The following is a 22,574-nucleotide window of genomic DNA, read 5'->3' as shown; positions in this document are numbered from 1 at the left end:
TATATTAATATTATATACGTCTGGGGGGTGTATAAATACTAATTTAGTAGAAATACACCGATATTATTTATCATAAATGAAATTAGAAACAATCTGAATTATTTTTTTTTTTGTTTGAAATAAATCAATATTAAATAAAATAAAATCAAATAATTTTGCATAATTATTTTCTTTTTTTGCTTTATTTAAACGTGCATTTATTTGATTTTTTAATGTTTCAGAATTTCTTTTTATTAATCTTTTTTTTAAAAGATTCATTGAATTAACCATAATAAATATAGATAAAGAATTATTTGGGTATTTTTTTTTTAAATTTAATCCTCCTTTAACATCTATATCAAATAAAACATGTTTGTTAGATTTCCAAATTTTTAAAATTTCATTTTTTAAAGTTCCATAAAATAGTTTAGGGTAAACTTCTTCCCATTCTAAAAATTGGTATTTTTTTATTTTAGAAATAAAAGTATTCATTGATATAAAATAATAATCTTTTCCATGTTTTTCATTATTTCTAATTGAACGTGTAGTACACGATACAGAAAATTTTAAATTTGAAAATTTTGAAAGTAAATAATGTGAAATAGTAGTTTTACCACATCCAGAAGGACCTGATAAAATAATCATTTTTCCTTTTTTCATTATTATATATATTATATTATTTATTAATTTTGTTATTTATTTTATTAATTTATATTTATTTATATGAAACTGGGAATAGTAGGAGCGACAGGATTAGTAGGACGTGTAATGATTGATATTTTAGAAAAAAAAAAATTTCCAAAAAATGAATTATATCTTTGTGCTTCTAATAAATCTGTAGGAAAAAAATTTTCTTTTAAAGGAAAAATATATAATATTATTAGTTTACATGATTTATTTTTAAAAAAACCAAATATTGTTTTATTTTCAGCAGGTTCAAATATATCAAAAGAATGGGCTCCAAAATTTTCAAAAATAGGATCCACTGTTATAGATAATTCTTCTGCATGGAGAATGGATCCTACAAAAAAATTAATTGTTCCCGAAATTAATGCTTCGTTTTTAGAAAAAAAAGATAAAATTATTGCTAATCCAAATTGTTCTACAATACAATTAGTAATGGTATTATTTCCTTTACATAAAGAATATAAAATAGATAGAGTAGTTATTTCTACATATCAGTCCGTAACTGGAACTGGAAAAAAAGCTTTAGATCAATTAAATCAAGAAAAAGAAGGAAAAATTAAAATTCATAAAGTTTATCCATATTTTATTCATCAAAATGTTTTACCTCATTGTGATTCTTTTTTAGAAAATGGTTATACAATAGAAGAAATGAAATTAATAAAAGAAACAAAAAAAATAATGAATGATTATAATATAGCTATTACATCAACAGCAGTACGTGTTCCTGTTATAGGAGGTCATTCAGAAAGTGTTAATATTACATTTAAAGAAAAACCTAATATAGATAATATATATAAAATTTTATCTCAAACAAAAGGAATAATTGTTCAAGATAATCCACAAAAAAATATTTATCCTATGCCATTATATGCTCATAAAAAAAATGAAGTTTTCGTTGGTAGAATACGAAAAGATTTTTCATTAAAAAATTCTATAAATTTATGGATAGTATCTGATAATCTTAGAAAAGGAGCAGCAACAAATACTATTCAAATTGCAGAATATTTAATTAGTAAAAAATATATTTGTTAATATTTTTCAATAATAATAGTATATTCTCCTAGTATTTTTTTAATATTTTCATAATGTAAAATTATTTTTTCTATATTTCCTCTTAATATATCTTGAAATAATTTTGATATTTCTTTACATATTACAATATTTCTTTTTAATCCAAAAAAATATTTTATTTCATTTAATGTTTTTAATAATCTATGAGGTGATTCATAAAATACAATGGTTCTATTTTCTTTAGAAAGATTTTTTAATTTATTTATTCTTTTTTTTTTGGGTAAAAAACCAATAAAAGTAAATTCATTAATAGATAAACCAGAGCTAACTAATGCTGGAATTAAAGCAGTAGGTCCTGGTAAACATTCTACGATAATAGAATATTTTATACAATATTTAATTAATAAAAAACCTGGATCAGATATACTTGGAGTTCCTGCATTTGATATTAATGCTAATTTTTTTCCTTTTTTTATTATTTTAATAATATTAGAAATTATTTTATGTTCATTATGAATATGATATATATTTATTGGAGTTTTAATATTATAAAAATTTAATAATTTTTTAGAAACTTTATAATTTTCTACTAAAATTAAATCAACTTCTTTTAAAATTCGTAATCCTCTAAAAGTAAAATCTTCTAAATTTCCTATAGGAGTAGGAACTATATATAACATATTTAAATTTATTAAAAAAAACTTTAAAAAAAAGATATTGTCAATACATTTTTTATAAAATAAAAATTTTTAACTTCTATTATATGATAATAAATTTTTCAAATTTATTGTATTTATATTAAGAAATTAAAAAATATTTTTTATTAAATCATTTATTATAAATAAAATAAAGAAAATTATATAAAATAATTTTTAAAATTTCATCATAAACTAAAATAGTTAACAATTTGTATTCGTAATAATAATTGATACATTAAAAATTAATTAATTCTGATGAAATAAATAATAATGAGAGGTAAACAATATATATTTAGAAGCCGTTTAGTATCTGGAGATATTATATTTAAATATGATTTAAATGGTTTTTTAAGAGAAGTAATTTTTCCTAAAAAACTTTCTTTATCACATTATATATGGATAGGGAAATATTTACCTTATAATGAATCTATAATAAATAAAATGAAAAATTCAAAAGCTTCTTTTTCTATAGAAGAAATTCCTACAGATTTATCTTTTAATCGTTTTTGGACAGATTATAAATATAAAGTAGGAAAAAAAAAAATGGCTGAAAATATATGGAATAGAATGTCTTTATCTGATAGAGTAAAAGCTTTATCTTATATTCCAAAATATTTAGATCATGTTAGAAGAACGGGACATGATCAAGCTTACCCAACTACTTACTTAAATCAAAGATATTTTGATATTTAAATTTTTTCATTTTTATTTATTTTTTTATTTTGATTTTCAATTATAAGTTTAATAACTTGTTGTAAGTTGAAATTTAATGAATTAAAAAATATTTTTTCTTCAATTGGAATATATTTTTTTTTATATTTTATATATATATTATATTTATTAATTTTTAATAAAACTTCTTCTTTTTCAAAAAAACCTAAAGATTTAGGTAATTCAAGAATTTTTAAAGCTTCTGTAAGTGAAATTGTATTGATTTTTTGACTATTTAAAATAGGAGAAAATTTTGGTTTTTCTTTTTTTTTAAATTCTCCCATTTGAACAATAGCTCCAAATTTAGCAAATTTTGCAAAAATTTTTTTATTAGATTTAGGATCAACTCCAAGAAAATATTCTTTTTTAATTTTATTTACATGTTTATTAACATATTGTATTTTTTGATAAAATTTACTATAAAAATTTTGAAGTATTTTAATCCAAGATTTTTTTCCTTTAGCTATATCATCAAAACTTTTTTCTAAATTTGCTGTAAAATTATAATCTATTATTTCTTCAAAATTTTTAACTAAAAAATTAGTAGTTATAATTCCTATTTCTGTAGGAATTATTTTATTTTTTTCAATTTCAATAAATTCTTCATTTTTTTCAAAAATAGAATTTTCTTTTATAAAAAAATTTTTTCGTATTTCTGTTTTTTTTAAAATTTTATGTATGTTTACATAATTTCTTTTTTGAATAGTAGATATTATAGGAACATAAGTAGATGGTCTACCTATTCCCAATTTTTCTAAATCTTTTACTAAAGATGCTTCATTATATCTACGTATATGAGTTGAAATAATTTGTTTTGCTACAATATCTTTTATTTTTAAAAAAGAACCTTTCTTTATATCTAAAATATTAGAAATACTAGATTTTTTATTTTCATTTTCAATTTTTAAAAATCCATCAACTAAAATAGTTTTATTTGTATAAATAAAAAAATTATTAATACATGAAGATTGAATATAAAAAATTTTTTTTTCTATAATAGAATCAATCATTTGTCCCATAATAGTACGTTTCCATATAAGTTGATAAAGTTTTTTTTGAAATATATCTAAAGAATCTAAATAATTTTTTTTATCAAAATAATTAATAACAGTAGGATGAATAGATTCATGTGCTTCTTGAGAAAGAAATTTTTTTTGAGAAAATGTTTTTAAAGATAAATATTTCTTCCCATATGAAAGTAATATATAATTTTTTATTTTTAATAATATATCTTTTGATAAATTTGTACTATCTGTCCGCATATATGTAATAAATCCTTTTTCATATAATTTTTGTGCCAAAAACATAGTTTTTGATATAGAATAATTTAAACTTTTATAAGCTTCTTGTTGTAAAGAAGAAGTCGTAAATGGAGGAGGAGAATTTTTTTTTTCATGTTTTATAGTAATTTTTTTTATTACAAAAACACTATTAATACATGATGATAAAATATTTTTTATTTTATTTTCATCCTTAATTTTTTTTTCTAATTTTGCATGAAAAATTATTTTTTTTTCATTTTCAAAAACTCCATTTATTTGATAAATTAATGAAGGAACAAAATTTTGTATTTTTTTTTCTTTTTCTACAATAAGTTTTACTGCAGCAGATTGAACTCGACCTGCAGATAAACCTCTATTTATTTTTTTCCATAAAATAGGAGATAATTGAAATCCTACTAATCTATCTAAAATTCTTCTTGCTTGTTGAGCATAAACTAGATTATAATCAATAAATCTTGGATTTTTTATAGCATTAATAATTGCTTTTTTTGTAATTTCATGAAAAACTATTCTTCTATATTTTTGTTTAGGAATATTAAATATTTTACAAATTTGATAAGCAATAGCTTCACCTTCACGATCTTCATCAGAAGCTAACCAAATAATTTTATAATTTTTTATTAATTTTTTTAAATTTTCAACTATTTGTTTTTTCTTAGATAGAATAACATAATCAGGTTTAAAATTATCTTTTATTTTAATTCCTATTTCTTTTTCTGGAAGATCTATAATATGACCATAACTAGATACAACATAATAATTTTTTCCTAAAAATGTTTGAATAGTGGAAGCTTTAGTTGGAGATTCTACAATAACTAAATTTTCTTTCATTAAAAAATTTTATTGATTTCTTTCAACAATAAAATTAACCATTATTTTTAATGTATCTTTAATAATTCCTTTTGGATAAAATTCTAAAATTTTTAGTGCATTATTACGAAATTTTATCATTTTTTTAGTTGCGTATTCTAATCCTTTATATTTTTTTACATAACTAATTATTTGAAATCTGTTTTTTTCATTATAATTTTTTATATAATTTAATATGTATTTTTGATCATTTTTAGATGCATTTTGAATAGTATAAATAAGAGGAAGTGTTATTTTCTTTTCTTTTAAATCAATACCTATAGGTTTTCCTGTAAAATTTTTATCATTTTCTTCATAATCAAATAAATCATCTTTTATTTGAAAAGCTATACCGATAAAAATTCCAAATTTTTTCATTTTTAATATTGTTTTTTCATCTGCATTTACTGAACGTGCTCCACATTCACAAGATGCTGCAATTAAACTTGCAGTTTTTTGATAAATAATTTTATTATAAATCTTTTCAGTAATATTTAAATTTTTAGATTTTTCCATTTGTAATAATTCTCCTTCACTCATATTTTTAACAGTTTTACAAATTATTTTAAGAATATCATAATAATTATTATTTGTAGCTAATAAAAGACTTTTAGAAAGTAAGTAATCTCCTATTAAAACAGCTATTTTATTTTTCCATATAGCATTAATAGAAAAAGAATTACGACGAAGAGAGCTATTATCTATTACATCATCATGAATAAGTGTTGCTGTATGTATTAATTCAATTAAACAAGCGGTATGATATGTTTTTTTTTGTATTGTTCCTAACATTTTTGCTATTAAAAAAACAAATATAGGACGAATTAATTTTCCTTTTCTATGAGAAATATAATGAGTAATTTGATTTATAAGTGTAATATTGTTTTTAATTATATTAAAAAATTGTTTTTCAAATTCTTCAATTTCTTTTTTAATAGGAATTTTAATTTTTTCTAGAATTATTTTCATAATTTTATCATGAAATTTTTTTATAAAATTAGCATAGCATCTCCATAAGAATATAATCGATATTTTTCTTGAATTGCTATTTTATATGCTTTCATAATTAAATCAAATCCTGCAAATGCTGTTATCATCATAAGCAATGTTGATTTTGGCATATGAAAATTTGTAATCATAGAATTAGCTATATTAAAATTATAAGGAGGAAAAATAAATTTATTAGTCCATCCAGAAAATGGGTTTAAATTTTTATTAGAAGAAACAGAGCTTTCTATTGCTCGCATAGAAGATGTACCAACAGCACAAATTCGTTTTTTTTTTTGTATAGCATGATTAATCATATAACATGTTTCTTTATTTATAGAACATTTTTCAGAATCCATTTTATGTTTTGATATGTCTTCTACTTCTACAGGTAAAAAACTTCCTAATCCTAAATGTAAAGTTACTTCTACTAAATTTATTCCTTTTATTTCTAATTTTTTTAATAGATGTTTTGAAAAATGTAATCCTGCAGTTGGAGCTGCTACGGATCCTTCTTTTTTTGCATATACAGTTTGATAACGTTCTTCATCATTTTTTTCTGGTTGTCTATTAATATATTTTGGAAGTGGCGTTTTTCCTAATTCTTTTATTTTTTTTATAAGTTCTTTATGTGTTCCTTCAAAATGAAGTTGTAAAATTCTTCCTCTAGAAGTTGTATTATCTATAACTTCTCCTGTTAATCCATATCCAAAATTTAATTTATTTCCTACTCTAACTTTTCTTGCAGGATCAACTAAAACATCCCAAGTTCTATCTTTAGAATCTAATTCTCTAAGTAAAAAAACTTCTATTTTAGCTTCTGTTTTTTCTTTATTTCCAAATAATCTTGCGGGAAAAACTTTTGTATTATTTAAAATAAAAGTATCTCCTTCTTCAAAATATTGATATAAATCTTTAAATAGTTTGTGTTCTATTTTCTTATTATTCCTGTGAATAACCATTAATTTAGATTCATCTCTTTCTTGAGATGGAAATTTAGCTAAAAGATTTACAGGGTATTCAAAATTAAAGTCCGAAGTTCTCATATATAACTAATAAAGATTTTATATTATTTATATATAAAATTATATTATTTTTTTCTCAATAAAATTTTTTTAAAAAAAAAAACGTATACTTGTATTTCTTGTATTTTTGGATACAAAATAATATTTATTGTTCTTTACATATAAAAAATAAAAGCTTCTAGATCTGATATTTAGAATTTTTTAATTTTAATAAAAGGTTTTTGCATCTTTGATATTAATTTTTTACAACGGAGAGTTTGATCCTGGCTCAGGATGAACGCTAGCGGCGGGCTTAACACATGCAAGTCGAGGGGCAGCATAAAATTTATAATTATAAATTTTGATGGCGACCGGCGTACGGGTGCGTAACACGTACGTAACCTACCTTTTGCTAGAAAATAGCCTGAGGAAACTCGGATTAATGTTCTATAGTATAATAAAATCGCATGATTTTATTATTAAAGCAGAAATGCGGCAAAAGATGGACGTGCGCCCGATTAGTTAGTTGGTAAGATAAAAGCTTACCAAGGCGATGATCGGTAGGGGGCCTGAGAGGGTGATCCCCCACACTGGTACTGAGATACGGACCAGACTCCTACGGGAGGCAGCAGTGAGGAATATTGGTCAATGGAGGAAACTCTGAACCAGCCACGTCGCGTGCAGGAAGAATGCCTTACGGGTTGTAAACTGCTTTTGTTTAGGAATAAAGATTCTTACGTGATAAGAATTATGAATGTACTATACGAATAAGTGTCGGCAAACTCCGTGCCAGCAGCCGCGGTAATACGGAGGACACAAGCGTTATCCGGATTTATTGGGTTTAAAGGGTGCGTAGGCGGTTTATTAAGTCAGTAGTGAAATATTGCAGCTTAACTGTTAAAAGTGCTATTGATACTGGTAATCTTGAGTGAGATTGAAGTAGCTGGAATGTGTGGTGTAGCGGTGAAATGCATAGATATCACACAGAACACCGATCGCGAAAGCAGGTTACTAAGTCTATACTGACGCTGAGGCACGAAAGCGTGGGGAGCAAACAGGATTAGATACCCTGGTAGTCCACGCCGTAAACGATGATCACTAGTTGTTGGATTTTTTTCAGTGACTAAGCGAAAGTGATAAGTGATCCACCTGGGGAGTACGGTCGCAAGGCTGAAACTCAAAGGAATTGACGGGGGCCCGCACAAGCGGTGGAGCATGTGGTTTAATTCGATGATACGCGAGGAACCTTACCAAGGTTTAAATGTACTACGAGTAAATTAGAAATAGTTTAGTCTTCGGACGGAGTACAAGATGCTGCATGGTTGTCGTCAGCTCGTGCCGTGAGGTGTTGGGTTAAGTCCCTCAACGAGCGCAACCCTTATTGTTAGTTGCCAGCGAGTAATGTCGGGGACTCTAACAAGACTGCCGACGTAAGTCGAGAGGAAGGTGGGGATGACGTCAAATCATCACGGCTCTTATACCTTGGGCTACACACGTGCTACAATGGTCGGTACAAAGGGTTGCTACTGGGTAACCAAAAGCTAATCTCTAAAAGCCGATCTCAGTTCGGATTGGAGTCTGCAACTCGACTCTATGAAGTTGGAATCGCTAGTAATCGCATATCAGCCATGATGCGGTGAATACGTTCCCGGGCCTTGTACACACCGCCCGTCAAGCCATGGAAGTCGGTGGTACCTGAAATTGGTGACCATAAAAGGAGCTACTTAAGGTAAAATCGATAACTGGGGCTAAGTCGTAACAAGGTAGCCGTACCGGAAGGTGCGGCTGGAACATCTCTTTTTTAGAGTTTTTTTTAAAAAATTCTTTTATTAGACTAGGAGCTTTTTTTATAAAAATTTATTGTGGAGTAGAGATTGATTAATTTCAGTCTCGTAGCTCAGACGGTTAGAGCGCTACACTGATAATGTAGAGGTCCGCGGTTCAATTCCGCGCGAGACTATTTGGGGGGGAATTAGCTCAGATGGCTAGAGCGCCTGCTTTGCACGCAGGAGGTCATCGGTTCGACTCCGATATTCTCCATTTTGTAAAGTTCTTTGACATACATAATATATAATAATAATAAAAATGAGGAAAACTAATAAAGAGCGTATGGTGGATGCCTTGGCTCTGAGAGGCGATGAAGGACGTGATAAGCTGCGATAAGCTGCGGGGATTGGCATATACAAATAGATCCGCAGATTTCCGAATAGGGTAACCTATTATATTGATGATATAATATTACTTAATAAGTAAAGCAAACCTAGAGAACTGAAACATCTAAGTATCTAGAGGAAAAGAAAACAATAGTGATTCCGTAAGTAGTGGCGAGCGAAAGCGGAATAGCCCAAACCATTATAGTTTAGGCTATAGTGGGGTTGTAGGTCTATATTAAGGACTATTTTTTTATAGTAGAAAGATTTGGAAAAATCTATCATAGAAGGTGATAATCCTGTATATAAAATAAAAAAATTACCTAATAGTAACCTGATTAGGACGGGACACGGGAAATCTTGTCTGAATTTGCCGGGACCATCCGGTAAGGCTAAATACTACTCAGAGACCGATAGTGGACTAGTACCGTGAGGGAAAGGTGAAAAGTACTTCGAATAGAAGAGTGAAATAGATCCTGAAACCATACGCTTACAAACTGTCGGAGCTTTTTCGTAAAGTAACGACGTGCCTTTTGCATAATGAACCTACGAGTTAATTTTTCTGGCAAGGTTAAGTAGTTTAGCTATGGAGCCGTAGCGAAAGCGAGTCTGAATAGGGCATATATAGTCAGAGGAATTAGACGCGAAACCGAGTGATCTACCCATGAGCAGGTTGAAGCTGTGGTAACACATAGTGGAGGACCGAACCGGTTGACGTTGAAAAGTCTTCGGATGACTTGTGGGTAGGGGTGAAAGGCCAATCAAACTCGGAGATAGCTCGTACTCCCCGAAATGCATTTAGGTGCAGCATCGTGTAAAGTAATACAGAGGTAGAGATACTGATTGGATGAAGGGGTTTCATCACCTACTAATTCCTGACAAACTCCGAATGCTGTTATTATGTTTCACGGTAGTGAGGGCATGGGTGCTAAGGTCCATGTCCGAGAGGGAAACAACCCAGACCATCAGTTAAGGCCCCTAAGTATATATTAAGTTGAACTAACGAGGTTTAGTTACTTAGACAGCTAGGATGTTAGCTTGGAAGCAGCTATTCATTTAAAGAGTGCGTAACAGCTCACTAGTCTAGTGATTAAGCATGGATAATAATCGGGCATAAATATATCGCCGAAACTATGGGATTAGTTAATTTTATTAATTAATCGGTAGGGGAGCATTGTAATAGCGTAGAAGCTATATTGTAAAATATAGTGGAGTTCTTACAAAAGAAAATGTAGGTATAAGTAACGATAATGCGGGATAGAAAACCGCACACCGAAAAACTAAGGGTTCCTCAGCTATGTTAATCAACTGAGGGTTAGTCGGATCCTAAGATGAAATCGAAAGGTGTAATTGATGGAAAACCGGTTAATATTCCGATACTTTCTTTTATTGCGATAGGGGGGACGGAGTAATGAAACTGTCGCGTACGGACGGAAGTGTACGTTAAAATAGTTAGGTATAAAATATATTGGAAAATCCGTATATTTTTCTGATCTATGATAGTACCACAAACTTTCGGGGGAGTGGATAGTGCAGGTAAGAGCTTCCAAGAAAAGCCTCTAAGCTTCAGATAAAAGAAAACCGTACCAAAACCGACACAGGTAGTTGAGGAGAGAATCCTAAGGTGCTCGAGTGATTCACGGCTAAGGAACTAGGCAAAATGAACCTGTAACTTCGGGAGAAAGGTAGCCTTTTTTATAAAAAGGCCGCAGAGAAGAGATCCAGGCGACTGTTTATCAAAAACATAGGACTCTGCTAAATTGAAAAATGATGTATAGGGTCTGACACCTGCCCAGTACTGGAAGGTTAAAGAAAAAGGTTAGCTTCGGCAAAGCTTTTAACTGAAGCCCCAGTAAACGGCGGCCGTAACTATAACGGTCCATATTCTCCATTTTGTAAAGTTCTTTGACATACATAATATATAATAATAATAAAAATGAGGAAAACTAATAAAGAGCGTATGGTGGATGCCTTGGCTCTGAGAGGCGATGAAGGACGTGATAAGCTGCGATAAGCTGCGGGGATTGGCATATACAAATAGATCCGCAGATTTCCGAATAGGGTAACCTATTATATTGATGATATAATATTACTTAATAAGTAAAGCAAACCTAGAGAACTGAAACATCTAAGTATCTAGAGGAAAAGAAAACAATAGTGATTCCGTAAGTAGTGGCGAGCGAAAGCGGAATAGCCCAAACCATTATAGTTTAGGCTATAGTGGGGTTGTAGGTCTATATTAAGGACTATTTTTTTATAGTAGAAAGATTTGGAAAAATCTATCATAGAAGGTGATAATCCTGTATATAAAATAAAAAAATTACCTAATAGTAACCTGATTAGGACGGGACACGGGAAATCTTGTCTGAATTTGCCGGGACCATCCGGTAAGGCTAAATACTACTCAGAGACCGATAGTGGACTAGTACCGTGAGGGAAAGGTGAAAAGTACTTCGAATAGAAGAGTGAAATAGATCCTGAAACCATACGCTTACAAACTGTCGGAGCTTTTTCGTAAAGTAACGACGTGCCTTTTGCATAATGAACCTACGAGTTAATTTTTCTGGCAAGGTTAAGTAGTTTAGCTATGGAGCCGTAGCGAAAGCGAGTCTGAATAGGGCATATATAGTCAGAGGAATTAGACGCGAAACCGAGTGATCTACCCATGAGCAGGTTGAAGCTGTGGTAACACATAGTGGAGGACCGAACCGGTTGACGTTGAAAAGTCTTCGGATGACTTGTGGGTAGGGGTGAAAGGCCAATCAAACTCGGAGATAGCTCGTACTCCCCGAAATGCATTTAGGTGCAGCATCGTGTAAAGTAATACAGAGGTAGAGATACTGATTGGATGAAGGGGTTTCATCACCTACTAATTCCTGACAAACTCCGAATGCTGTTATTATGTTTCACGGTAGTGAGGGCATGGGTGCTAAGGTCCATGTCCGAGAGGGAAACAACCCAGACCATCAGTTAAGGCCCCTAAGTATATATTAAGTTGAACTAACGAGGTTTAGTTACTTAGACAGCTAGGATGTTAGCTTGGAAGCAGCTATTCATTTAAAGAGTGCGTAACAGCTCACTAGTCTAGTGATTAAGCATGGATAATAATCGGGCATAAATATATCGCCGAAACTATGGGATTAGTTAATTTTATTAATTAATCGGTAGGGGAGCATTGTAATAGCGTAGAAGCTATATTGTAAAATATAGTGGAGTTCTTACAAAAGAAAATGTAGGTATAAGTAACGATAATGCGGGATAGAAAACCGCACACCGAAAAACTAAGGGTTCCTCAGCTATGTTAATCAACTGAGGGTTAGTCGGATCCTAAGATGAAATCGAAAGGTGTAATTGATGGAAAACCGGTTAATATTCCGATACTTTCTTTTATTGCGATAGGGGGGACGGAGTAATGAAACTGTCGCGTACGGACGGAAGTGTACGTTAAAATAGTTAGGTATAAAATATATTGGAAAATCCGTATATTTTTCTGATCTATGATAGTACCACAAACTTTCGGGGGAGTGGATAGTGCAGGTAAGAGCTTCCAAGAAAAGCCTCTAAGCTTCAGATAAAAGAAAACCGTACCAAAACCGACACAGGTAGTTGAGGAGAGAATCCTAAGGTGCTCGAGTGATTCACGGCTAAGGAACTAGGCAAAATGAACCTGTAACTTCGGGAGAAAGGTAGCCTTTTTTATAAAAAGGCCGCAGAGAAGAGATCCAGGCGACTGTTTATCAAAAACATAGGACTCTGCTAAATTGAAAAATGATGTATAGGGTCTGACACCTGCCCAGTACTGGAAGGTTAAAGAAAAAGGTTAGCTTCGGCAAAGCTTTTAACTGAAGCCCCAGTAAACGGCGGCCGTAACTATAACGGTCCTAAGGTAGCGAAATTCCTTGTCGGGTAAGTTCCGACCTGCACGAATGGTGTAACGATCTGGAAACTGTCTCAGCCGTGAGCTCGGTGAAATTGTAATATCGGTGAAGATGCCGATTACTCGCAATGGGACGAAAAGACCCCGTGAACCTTTACTATAGCTTCGTATTGATTTTGATTGAAAAATGTGTAGGATAGGTGGGAAACTTTGAATCATTATCGCCAGGTAATGTGGAGTTAACCTTGAAATACCACCCTTTTTTTAATTGAAATCTAACTTAATTATAAAAAATTGAGGACATTGCGTGGTGGGTAGTTTGACTGGGGTGGTCGCCTCCAAAAAAGTAACGGAGGCTCCCAAAGGTACCCTCAACACGTTTGGTAATCGTGTGTAGAGTGTAATGGCATAAGGGTGCTTGACTGTGAGACTTACAAGTCGATCAGGTACGAAAGTAGGGCATAGTGATCCGGTGGTTCCGAATGGAAGGGCCATCGCTCAAAGGATAAAAGGTACTCCGGGGATAACAGGCTAGTCTCCCCCAAGAGCTCACATCGACGGGGAGGTTCGGCACCTCGATGTCGGCTCGTCACATCCTGGGGCTGAAGAAGGTCCCAAGGGTTGGGCTGTTCGCCCATTAAAGTGGCACGCGAGCTGGGTTCAGAACGTCGTGAGACAGTTCGGTCTCTATCTATTGCGAGCGTTAGAAGCTTGAGTGGACCTGATTCTAGTACGAGAGGACCGAATTGGACGAACCTCTGGTGTATCAGTTGTATCGCCAGGTGCATCGCTGAGTAGCTATGTTCGGAAGAGATAAGCACTGAAAGCATATAAGTGCGAAACTCACCACAAGATTAGGCTTCTTTTAAGGGTCGTTGGAGATGACAACGTTGATAGGCTATAAGTGTAAAGACAGTAATGTCATAGCTGAGTAGTACTAATTACCCGTAGGTTTTCAAAATTTTTATACTATTATGTATATTATGTTATGTCATTTAGTATTTTTTTTGGGTGGTTATAGCAATATGGACCCACCTCTTCCCATTCCGAACAGAGAAGTGAAACATATTAGCGCTGATGGTACTGGTTATTCCGGGAGAGTAAGTCGCTGCCCTTTTTTTTATAAAAAAAATATAACTTATTAAAAAAGTTAAAGTAAACTTTCTGAATATAAATCTCTATTTTTTGTATCTGCACGAAGAATACTTTCACTTCTATAATAATAAAGACTTTTTAATCCTATTTTCCAAGCTTCAAGATGAACTTTATTAATATATTTTGCTGGAGTATTTTGATGAAAAGAAAGATTTATACTTTGTCCTTGATCAATATATTTTTGTCGTATGCTAGCTTGTTTAATTAATTCTAATTGATTAATTTCTTTAAAACATCTAAAAACATTTTTTTGTTCTTCATTAAGTGCTGTTAAGCCAAGACAAGATCCTTTTTCATTAGCTATTTGTTCCCATACTTCTGGTATATTATATCCAATTTTTATAAGTATATTTTCCAAATAAGGATTTTTTCGAATATGCATTCCTTTTGAATCATCATCTACATATATATTTGCAGCTAAAGGTTCTACTCCTTGAGAAAGACCTCCAGCTAATTTAGCAGAACTCCTATTAGGAGCCATCGCCATTAAAGTTAAATTTCTTCTTCCTGTTCCTATATTCCATTCAGATTCTCCATATTCTTTTGCTAAATATTGAGTTGCTTTTTGAGATTCTAATTGTATATTTTTAAATATATTATGTATTAATATATCAGATTGAATAGATATAAAAGGAATCATATTAGATTGTAAATAAGAATGCCAACCTAAAGCTCCTAAACCTAAAGCTCTACTTTTTTCCGCAAAACGAACAGCATCTTCTATACCTCGTATATTTTTACCTTTATTAATAAATTCTTGTAAAACAGCATCAAGAAATAAAATAGCATAAAAAACAGTATTTGTATTTTTCCATTCTACATATTTATATAAATTTAAAGAAGAAAGACAACATACAAGAGTATGATTTTCATCTGTTGGTAACATAATTTCTGAACAAAGATTACTATGATGTATTTTTAATCCATGTTTTTTCCAATTTTCTGGAATATTATTATTAGCATTATCTTGAAAAAAAAGATATGGTTCTCCAGTTTTAACACGTTCTTTAAGAGTATTTATCCATAATATTCGTTCCTTTCCATTTTTTTTTAAAACTTTTTCCATAAAAGAATTAGAAATTATTACCCCTTGATGGACATTATGACATTGACGATTAATATCTCCTTTAGGTTCTCTTATTTTTAAGAATTCTGGATATTCTTTATGTTCTATATTTAAATAAATAGCGACAGCTCCTCTTCGTGTTCTACCTTGTTTACTAGCTATAATTGCACTATCATATGATTTAATAAAAGGAATAATTCCATCAGAAGCACCTAATGTACCATTTTTTATAGGACAACCTACAGATCTAACTAAACTAAAATCATATGAAGTTCCTCCACCATGTTTACTTAAAATAGCCATTTCTAAATTTTTTCTATATATTTCATACATACTATCTCCAATTCTTCCTGAAAAACAACTAATAGGTAAACCTTTTTCTGTTCCTAAGTTAACCATAACTGGAGTAGAAGGAATAAGCCATCCTTTCCAAAATATATTAAAAAATTTTTTTTCTATTTTTGGTTTTTTAAGTATTTTTGCTGCATTTTTTGCTAATCTTTTATATGCTCCAAAAGGAGTTTCTCCATCTAATAAATATCCACCTTTAATTGTAGTCAAATATAATTCATTATTAGCCCAAACAGGAAAATCTTTTTCAACTTTCCATCCTTCTTTTTCTGCAATAGGGTGTGTTTCCATTTTTTTTTAGAACTATTTTTAGTTATTTTTTTCTTTTTCTATTTGTTCTTTCAATTGAGCTAATCCTTTTATATCCCCAAGAGTTGATTTTTCAAATTTTCTATTTTTTCCACGTTGTTCTTTCTTTTTATTTTTATCGCGATAAATAGATGTATGAGAAACCACAATTTTTTTAATTTCTTTATTAAATTCGATTATTTTAAAATTAGTTTTTTCTCCTTTTTTAAGAATTTTTCCATCTTTTTTTTCTAAAAAACGTAATGGAGCAAAAGCTTCTATTTCTTGATCTTCTATAAATTTTACAGAAGCACCTTTATCAAATACATTTGATATTATTCCATGATGAATACTTCCTAAATAATAATTTTTTTCATATTTATACCATGGATTTTCCATTAATTGTTTATGTCCTAAATTAATTCTTCTAGATTGAGGATCTAAAGTAAGTATAATAATTTCTAATTTATCATTGATATTACAAAACTCAGAAGAATGTTTTATTTTTTTAGTCCATGAAAGATCATTGGTATAAATAATTCCAGATATTCCTTTTTCTAATTCTAGAAAAACACCAAAATTGGTAAATTTTTTAACAATTCCAACATGTTTTGATCCAATAGGATATTTATTTTGTATATTAATCCAAGGATCTTGAGTAAGTTGTTTCACGCTTAAAGATATTTTTCTTTCTTGACGATCTATTGTTAAAATTACCGCATCCAATTCATCTCCTATTTGTACAAAATCTTGAGTAGAAGATAAATCAGTAGACCAAGACATCTCACTAATATGCAATAAAGCTTCTACTCCTGGAATAATTTCTATAAATGCTCCGTAATCAGCTAAAACAGTTACTTTTCCTTTAACTTTACTACCTACCTTTAAATTTTTATCTAAAAAATTCCAAGGATGAGGTTGTAATTGTTTTAAACCTAATTGTACACGATTTTTATCTTTATCTACACCTAAAACCACAAATTTTAATTCTTGTTCTAATTGAACTACTTCTGTAGGATGATTTATATGAGGCCAACTCATATCGGTAATATGAAGCAATGCATCTACTCCTCCTAAATCTACAAAAGCTCCATAAGGAAGAATATTTTTTATTTTTCCTTCTAATACTTGACCTTTATCTAATTTTGATATCATTTCTTTTCTCTGTTCTTCAATATCTCGTTCTATTAATACTTTATGAGATACAACAACATTTTTTGTTTTTTTATTAATTTTAACAACTTTAACTTCCATAGTTTTTCCTACGTAAATATCATAATCCCGAACAGGTTTTACATTAATATGTGATCCAGGTAAAAAACATTCAATATCAAATATTTCAACAATTAATCCTCCTTTTGTTCTAGCTACAACATAACCTAATATTACTTCTGATTTTTCATATGCATCATTAATACGTTGCCAATTTCTTAACATTTTTGCCTTTTGATACGAAAGAATACATTCTCCTTTATAATCTATTTTAACAACCATAACTTCTACTTTACTTCCAGATTGAATATTTAAAAAATCTTCTCTAAATTCATTTATAGGAATAGCTCCTTCTGCTTTAAATCCAATATCTACAATAACATTTTTATCCGAAATGTATGTTACTATTCCTTGATATATTTCTAATTCTTGAACTTTAGGTAAAGTTTTTGTGTATAATTCTTCTAATTGTTTTCTTTTTTCCTGTTTCTCATTATTTAAATGAGTTTCGTATTTCGTCCAATCGAAACTTTTTATTACTTGTTTTTGATCATTCAATTTTTCATTTTCAGATAAATCAGATAAAGTGGATACTTTTCTCTTTATTTCTTCGGTTTGATTAGACATAATTTTTATTATTTTTTCACTATTTTTTTTATCCATCCATATACCATATATATATCCAATCATTCATAAATATCCAAAAATATGGACATATAAACTAAAATTGAATATTTTCGTTTATTTTATTTTTATAAATTTTTTACAAAAAACAGACAATACAAAACTAATAATTTTTCAGTAACTTTTTTCTACTAATTCAAATAAAATGTACCTCATTGTTGATACCGAAACGACAGGATTACCTGTATCTTACAATATACCAATTACTAATACAGAAAATTGGCCAAGAATCGTACAATTTTCATGGCAAATTCATGATATTTTAGGTGATTTAATAGAATTTAAAAATTTTATTATCAAACCAGATAATTATGATATTCCTTTCAATGCATTTAAAATTCATGGAATTACTAATGATAAAGCAGAAAAATATGGAGTTGATTTAAATTTTGTACTTTTTGAGTTTATAAAAGATTTTGAAAAATCTCAATGTTTAATTGGACATAATTTAGAATTTGATCAAAAAATAATAGAATGTGAATTTTTTAGAAAAAAAATTTCTTTTTCTTTCAAAAAAAAGAAAATGTTAGATACTAAAGTAGTTTCTGTTTCTTATTGTAAATTATTAGGAACTAGAAAAAAGTTTAAATGGCCTACATTATCTGAATTATATCAAAAACTTTTTGAAGAAAAAATTCCTAATTTACATAATTCTGCTAATGATGTAAAAGCTACAGCTCGTTGTTTTTTAGAATTATTACGTATTGGAATTATATCATATAAAGATATAGGAGTAGAAAAAAATATAATATTAAAATTTCAAAATAAATATTCATGTAAAATTTCTTCCTTTATAGTATCTTTTGATCCTTATTTTTTTTCTTTAAAAAAGAATAAAAAAGAAAAAAAAAACTTTAAAAATGAAGATCAAAAATTAAAAGAAGAACTAAAAAAAAAAAAATATTCCCATATTCATAACCATACTTTTTTTTCTATTCTTTATTCTACTATAAATATACAATCTTTAGTTAATAGAGCTATTCATCTTAATATGCCAGCTATAGGAATAACAGATTATGGAAATATGATGGGATCTTTTTATTTTTTAAATGCTATTCATTCTATAAATAAAAAATATTATCCACATAAATCAATTAAAGGTATTATTGGTTGTGAAGTTTTTATTTCAGATAATTATTTACAAAAAAAATTTACAAAAGAAGAACCGGATAAACGATATCAACAAGTTTTTTTATCTAAAAATAAAAAAGGTTATCATAATTTAACAAAACTTTGTTCACTTGGATTTACAGAAGGTTTTTATGCAGGAATTCCTAGAATTGGAAAAAACTTAATAGAAAAATATAAGGAAAATTTAATTGCTCTTACTGGAGATCTTAATGCAGAAATACCATATACTATTCTCAATCATGGAGAAAGAAAAGCAGAAAAAATTTTTTTATGGTGGAAAGAACTTTTTGAAGATGATTTTTATATAGAATTATTACGTCATGGGTTAGAAGAAGAAGATTATGTGAATAATATATTATTAAAATTTTCTAAAAAATATCATGTAAAATATATTATACAAAATAATACTTTTTATTTAGATCAAAAAGAGGCAAATGCACACGATATTTTACTTTGTGTAAAAAATGTAGAAAAACAATTAACACCTATAGGAAAAGGAAAAGGTTATAGATTTGGTTTTCCAAATCATGAATTTTATTTTAAAGATTCAGAAGAAATGAAAAAAATATTTTTTGATCTTCCAGAAGCTTTTGATTTTTTAGATGAGTTAGTTAATAAAATTGAATCTTATCATTTATCACATAAAATATTACTTCCTAAATTTAAAATTCCGGAATCTTTTAAAGATTGTCGTGATAAAATAGATGGAGGAAATAGAGGAGAAAATCGTTTATTAAAAAAAATTACTTATGAAGGAGCTAAAAAACGTTATAAAAATATTACTACAGAAATTAAAAAAAGAATTTTTTTTGAATTAAAAACAATAGAAAAAATTGGATACCCTGGTTATTTTCTTATTGTTCATAATTTTATTCATCAAGCTAAAAAAATGAATATTTCAATTGGTCCTGGAAGAGGATCTGTAGCAGGATCTGTTGTTGCTTATTGTATGGGTATCACAAATATAGATCCAATAAAATACCATCTTCTTTTTGAAAGATTTTTAAATCCTGATAGGATTTCTTTACCAGATATTGATATTGATTTTGATGATAAAGGACGTGAAAAAATTATTAAATGGGTAGTTCAAAAATATGGTAAAAATCAAGTCGCACAAATTATAACATATGCTACAATGGGCGCTAAATCATCTATTAGAGATACTGGTAGAGTTTTAAATTTATCTTTAAAAGAAACAGATATTTTAGCAAAAATGGTTCCTAATATGTTATCATTAAAAACTATTTTATCAGAAAATTATCCTATAGAAAAAATAAATATTAATAAAGAAGAAAAAAATAATGTACAAAAATTAAGATATATAGCAAAAAATAAATATGATTTAAAGGGAAAAGTTTTGCAACAAGCAAAAATTTTAGAAGGAACTATAAGAAGTACAGGTATTCACGCTTGTGGTATTATAATAAGTCCATACGATATTAAAGAATATGTTCCTGTTTCTGTATCCAAAGAATCGGATTTATTACTTACGCAATTTGATAATCATGTTGTAGAACATGTTGGATTATTAAAAATGGATTTTTTAGGATTAAAAACTCTTACTATCATTAAGGATGCAGTTCATCTTATTAAAGAAAGACGTAATATAAAATTTTCGTTTTCTTTAAAAGATGAAAAAACTTATTGTCTTTTTCAAAAGGGAGAAACTATAGGAGTTTTTCAATATGAATCTCCAGGTATGCAAAAATATTTACGTCAATTAAAACCTGATAAGTTTGATGATTTAATAGCGATGAATGCATTATATAGACCTGGACCTTTACAATATATTCCTAATTTTATATCTAGAAAACATGGTAAAGAATCTATAACTTATGATCTTCCAGAAATGAAAGAATTTTTACAAGAAACTTATGGTATAACCATATACCAAGAACAAGTTATGTTAATCGCTCAAAAAATAGCTGATTTTAGTAAAGGAGATGCTGATATTCTGAGAATAGCTATGGGTAAGAAACAAAAAGAAATTCTCAATAAAATGAGAAATCAATTTATTGAAAAAGCTATGAAAAAAGGGTATTCTAAAAATATTTTAGAAAAAATATGGAAAGATTGGGAATATTTTTCTTGTTATGCTTTTAATAAATCTCATGCTACATGTTATGCCTATATTGCTTTTCAAACTGCTTATTTAAAGGCTCATTTTCCACATGAATATATGGCTTCTGTATTAAGTAATAATATGCATAATATTAAACAGCTTACTTTTTTTATAGAAGAATGTAAAAAAATTAAAATATATATTCTTAATCCGGATATCAATAAAAGTGATTCTTTTTTTACAGTAACTGATTGTAATAAAATTTTATTTGGTCTTAAAGGAATAAAAGGAGTAGGAGAAAATGCTGTAAAAATTATTCTAATAGAAAGAAATAAAAATGGACCATATAAATCTATTTTTGATCTTATCAAAAGAATTGATTTACGTATAGTGAATAAAAAAACTTTAGAAAGTTTAATTTTATCTGGAGCTTTAGATTGTTTTCATATACATAGAGAACAATATTTTTATATAGAAAATAATGAGAAATTAAATACTTTGGAAAAAATTATTCGTTTTGGATCAAAATTTCAAAAAGTAAAAAATAAAAATATTGAAATAGATAAACCTATTATTATGGAATGTAATTTATGGAGTAATATAGATAAATTATCTAAAGAAAAAGAAGTATTAGGTGTTTATGCATCTGCACATCCTTTAGATGATTATTATTATGAAATGAAATATTTGACAAATATATCTTTAGAAAAATTAAATAAAAAAGAATCTATATTAGTTGGTAAAAAAATTCATATATGTGGAATTTTATCAAAAATAGAAAAAAAAACATATATAAAAAGTGGAATAAAATATGGTATTTTTTTATTAGAAGATTATAATTCTTCTAAAGAATTTAGAATTTATGGACAACAATATATAAAATATGAACCACTTCTATTAAGTAATAATTTATTATATATATGTCTTTTTATTGAAAAATCAAAATATAAAGAATATAAAATAAATATTTTATATATAGAAAATTTACAAAATGTTCTCACTAAATTAGTACGTCAACTTATAGTAAAAATTAATATTAATAATTTAAATAATACAATTATTAATGACATAGAAAAATTATTTTCTCAAGAAATAGGAAATAAAAAATTAAATATTATTCTTTATGATAAAGAAAATAGAATTTTTTTAAATTTTGAATCTATAAAATATGGAATTAATATTAATTCAAATTTTTTAAAAAAATTAGAAAAAATCAATGGATTAGATTTTTTTTTAAATTGAAACTTAATAAATATTAAGTAAAAATTGATATGAATTTAATTAAAAAGACTTTATTAAATTTGTATTTAGTTTAGAAAAAGTAAAATATATGAAGCATAATTTATCCTTCACCATATCGGTAGAACATATTTATTTTTTTTTTTAGTG

Annotated in this window: 10 protein-coding genes, 2 tRNA genes, 3 rRNA genes and 4 other annotated features; of the genes, 8 read left to right on the top strand and 7 right to left on the bottom strand. The window is 28.2% G+C overall.

The window, feature by feature from the left end:
• Nucleotides 1–63: 63 nt before the first annotated feature.
• A complete protein-coding gene (gene gmk / locus H0H41_RS01700) occupies nucleotides 64–639 on the bottom strand; it encodes a guanylate kinase (protein WP_185871991.1) in 576 nt (191 codons plus the stop codon).
• Nucleotides 640–702: 63 nt separating this feature from the next.
• Between gmk and H0H41_RS01695 the strand changes: the two genes are divergently transcribed.
• Nucleotides 703–1,698 carry an aspartate-semialdehyde dehydrogenase gene (locus H0H41_RS01695; protein WP_185871990.1) on the top strand — a complete coding sequence of 332 codons (996 nt, stop codon included), beginning with the start codon at nucleotides 703–705 and terminating at the stop codon, nucleotides 1,696–1,698.
• On the opposite strand, the gene rsmI is transcribed toward H0H41_RS01695, so the two are convergent.
• Nucleotides 1,695–2,357 carry a 16S rRNA (cytidine(1402)-2'-O)-methyltransferase gene (gene rsmI / locus H0H41_RS01690; RefSeq protein WP_185871989.1) on the bottom strand — a complete coding sequence of 221 codons (663 nt, stop codon included), beginning with the start codon at nucleotides 2,355–2,357 and terminating at the stop codon, nucleotides 1,695–1,697. The two genes, H0H41_RS01695 and rsmI, sit on opposite strands and share 4 nt — an antisense overlap.
• 288 nt (nucleotides 2,358–2,645) lie before the next feature.
• Between rsmI and H0H41_RS01685 the strand changes: the two genes are divergently transcribed.
• The gene (locus H0H41_RS01685; RefSeq protein WP_185871988.1) at nucleotides 2,646–3,068 is read left to right on the top strand and encodes a hypothetical protein; all 423 of its coding nucleotides are present in this window, start codon (nucleotides 2,646–2,648) and stop codon (nucleotides 3,066–3,068) included.
• Here H0H41_RS01685 and topA read toward each other — a convergent pair.
• From topA to queA, 3 genes are read right to left on the bottom strand one after another with little or no spacing between them, the layout of a single operon-like run.
• The gene (gene topA, locus H0H41_RS01680; RefSeq protein WP_185871987.1) at nucleotides 3,065–5,200 is read right to left on the bottom strand and encodes a type I DNA topoisomerase; all 2,136 of its coding nucleotides are present in this window, start codon (nucleotides 5,198–5,200) and stop codon (nucleotides 3,065–3,067) included. The genes H0H41_RS01685 and topA overlap by 4 nt on opposite strands.
• A gap of 9 nt (nucleotides 5,201–5,209) precedes the next feature.
• Nucleotides 5,210–6,187, bottom strand: a complete 978-nt coding sequence (locus H0H41_RS01675) for a polyprenyl synthetase family protein (RefSeq protein ID WP_185871986.1) — start codon at nucleotides 6,185–6,187, stop codon at nucleotides 5,210–5,212.
• A 20-nt stretch (nucleotides 6,188–6,207) separates the two neighbouring features.
• Nucleotides 6,208–7,251, bottom strand: a complete 1,044-nt coding sequence (queA, locus tag H0H41_RS01670) for a tRNA preQ1(34) S-adenosylmethionine ribosyltransferase-isomerase QueA (RefSeq protein ID WP_185871985.1) — start codon at nucleotides 7,249–7,251, stop codon at nucleotides 6,208–6,210.
• A 224-nt stretch (nucleotides 7,252–7,475) separates the two neighbouring features.
• Here queA and H0H41_RS01665 point away from each other — a divergent pair.
• The 5 genes from H0H41_RS01665 (at nucleotide 7,476) to rrf (ending at nucleotide 14,353) form a co-directional block, all read left to right on the top strand.
• Nucleotides 7,476–9,010 (top strand): 16S ribosomal RNA (locus tag H0H41_RS01665).
• Nucleotides 9,011–9,095: 85 nt separating this feature from the next.
• A tRNA-Ile gene (locus H0H41_RS01660) sits at nucleotides 9,096–9,169 on the top strand.
• A 6-nt stretch (nucleotides 9,170–9,175) separates the two neighbouring features.
• Nucleotides 9,176–9,249, top strand: a tRNA-Ala gene (locus H0H41_RS01655).
• Between the two features lie 63 nt (nucleotides 9,250–9,312).
• Nucleotides 9,313–9,851 (top strand) — a sequence feature (23S ribosomal RNA rRNA prediction is too short).
• Nucleotides 9,852–9,858: 7 nt separating this feature from the next.
• Nucleotides 9,859–10,596 (top strand) — a sequence feature (23S ribosomal RNA rRNA prediction is too short).
• Nucleotides 10,597–10,610: 14 nt separating this feature from the next.
• Nucleotides 10,611–10,986: a sequence feature (23S ribosomal RNA rRNA prediction is too short), on the top strand.
• Nucleotides 10,987–11,008: 22 nt separating this feature from the next.
• Nucleotides 11,009–11,298: a sequence feature (23S ribosomal RNA rRNA prediction is too short), on the top strand.
• Nucleotide 11,299: 1 nt separating this feature from the next.
• Nucleotides 11,300–14,196, top strand: a 23S ribosomal RNA gene (locus H0H41_RS01650).
• A 47-nt stretch (nucleotides 14,197–14,243) separates the two neighbouring features.
• Nucleotides 14,244–14,353, top strand: a 5S ribosomal RNA gene (gene rrf / locus H0H41_RS01645).
• Nucleotides 14,354–14,386: 33 nt separating this feature from the next.
• Here rrf and H0H41_RS01640 read toward each other — a convergent pair.
• Nucleotides 14,387–16,099, bottom strand: a complete 1,713-nt coding sequence (locus H0H41_RS01640; protein WP_185871984.1) for a ribonucleoside-diphosphate reductase subunit alpha — start codon at nucleotides 16,097–16,099, stop codon at nucleotides 14,387–14,389.
• Between the two features lie 18 nt (nucleotides 16,100–16,117).
• The gene (gene rpsA / locus H0H41_RS01635; RefSeq protein WP_185871983.1) at nucleotides 16,118–17,935 is read right to left on the bottom strand and encodes a 30S ribosomal protein S1; all 1,818 of its coding nucleotides are present in this window, start codon (nucleotides 17,933–17,935) and stop codon (nucleotides 16,118–16,120) included.
• A gap of 202 nt (nucleotides 17,936–18,137) precedes the next feature.
• Here rpsA and dnaE point away from each other — a divergent pair, with 202 nt between their 5' ends.
• Nucleotides 18,138–22,427: a DNA polymerase III subunit alpha gene (gene dnaE / locus H0H41_RS01630; protein ID WP_185871982.1), complete on the top strand. Its 4,290-nt coding sequence runs from the start codon at nucleotides 18,138–18,140 to the stop codon at nucleotides 22,425–22,427.
• The last annotated feature ends 147 nt before the right edge of the window (nucleotides 22,428–22,574 follow it).

The sequence above is a fragment of the Blattabacterium cuenoti genome, from assembly GCF_014252255.1.
In the GTDB taxonomy this organism is placed as follows: Bacteria; Bacteroidota; Bacteroidia; order Flavobacteriales; family Blattabacteriaceae; genus Blattabacterium; species Blattabacterium cuenoti_J.
The sequence above is the reverse complement of the archived record's forward strand: the minus strand, read 5'-3'. Positions and strand labels throughout refer to the sequence as shown.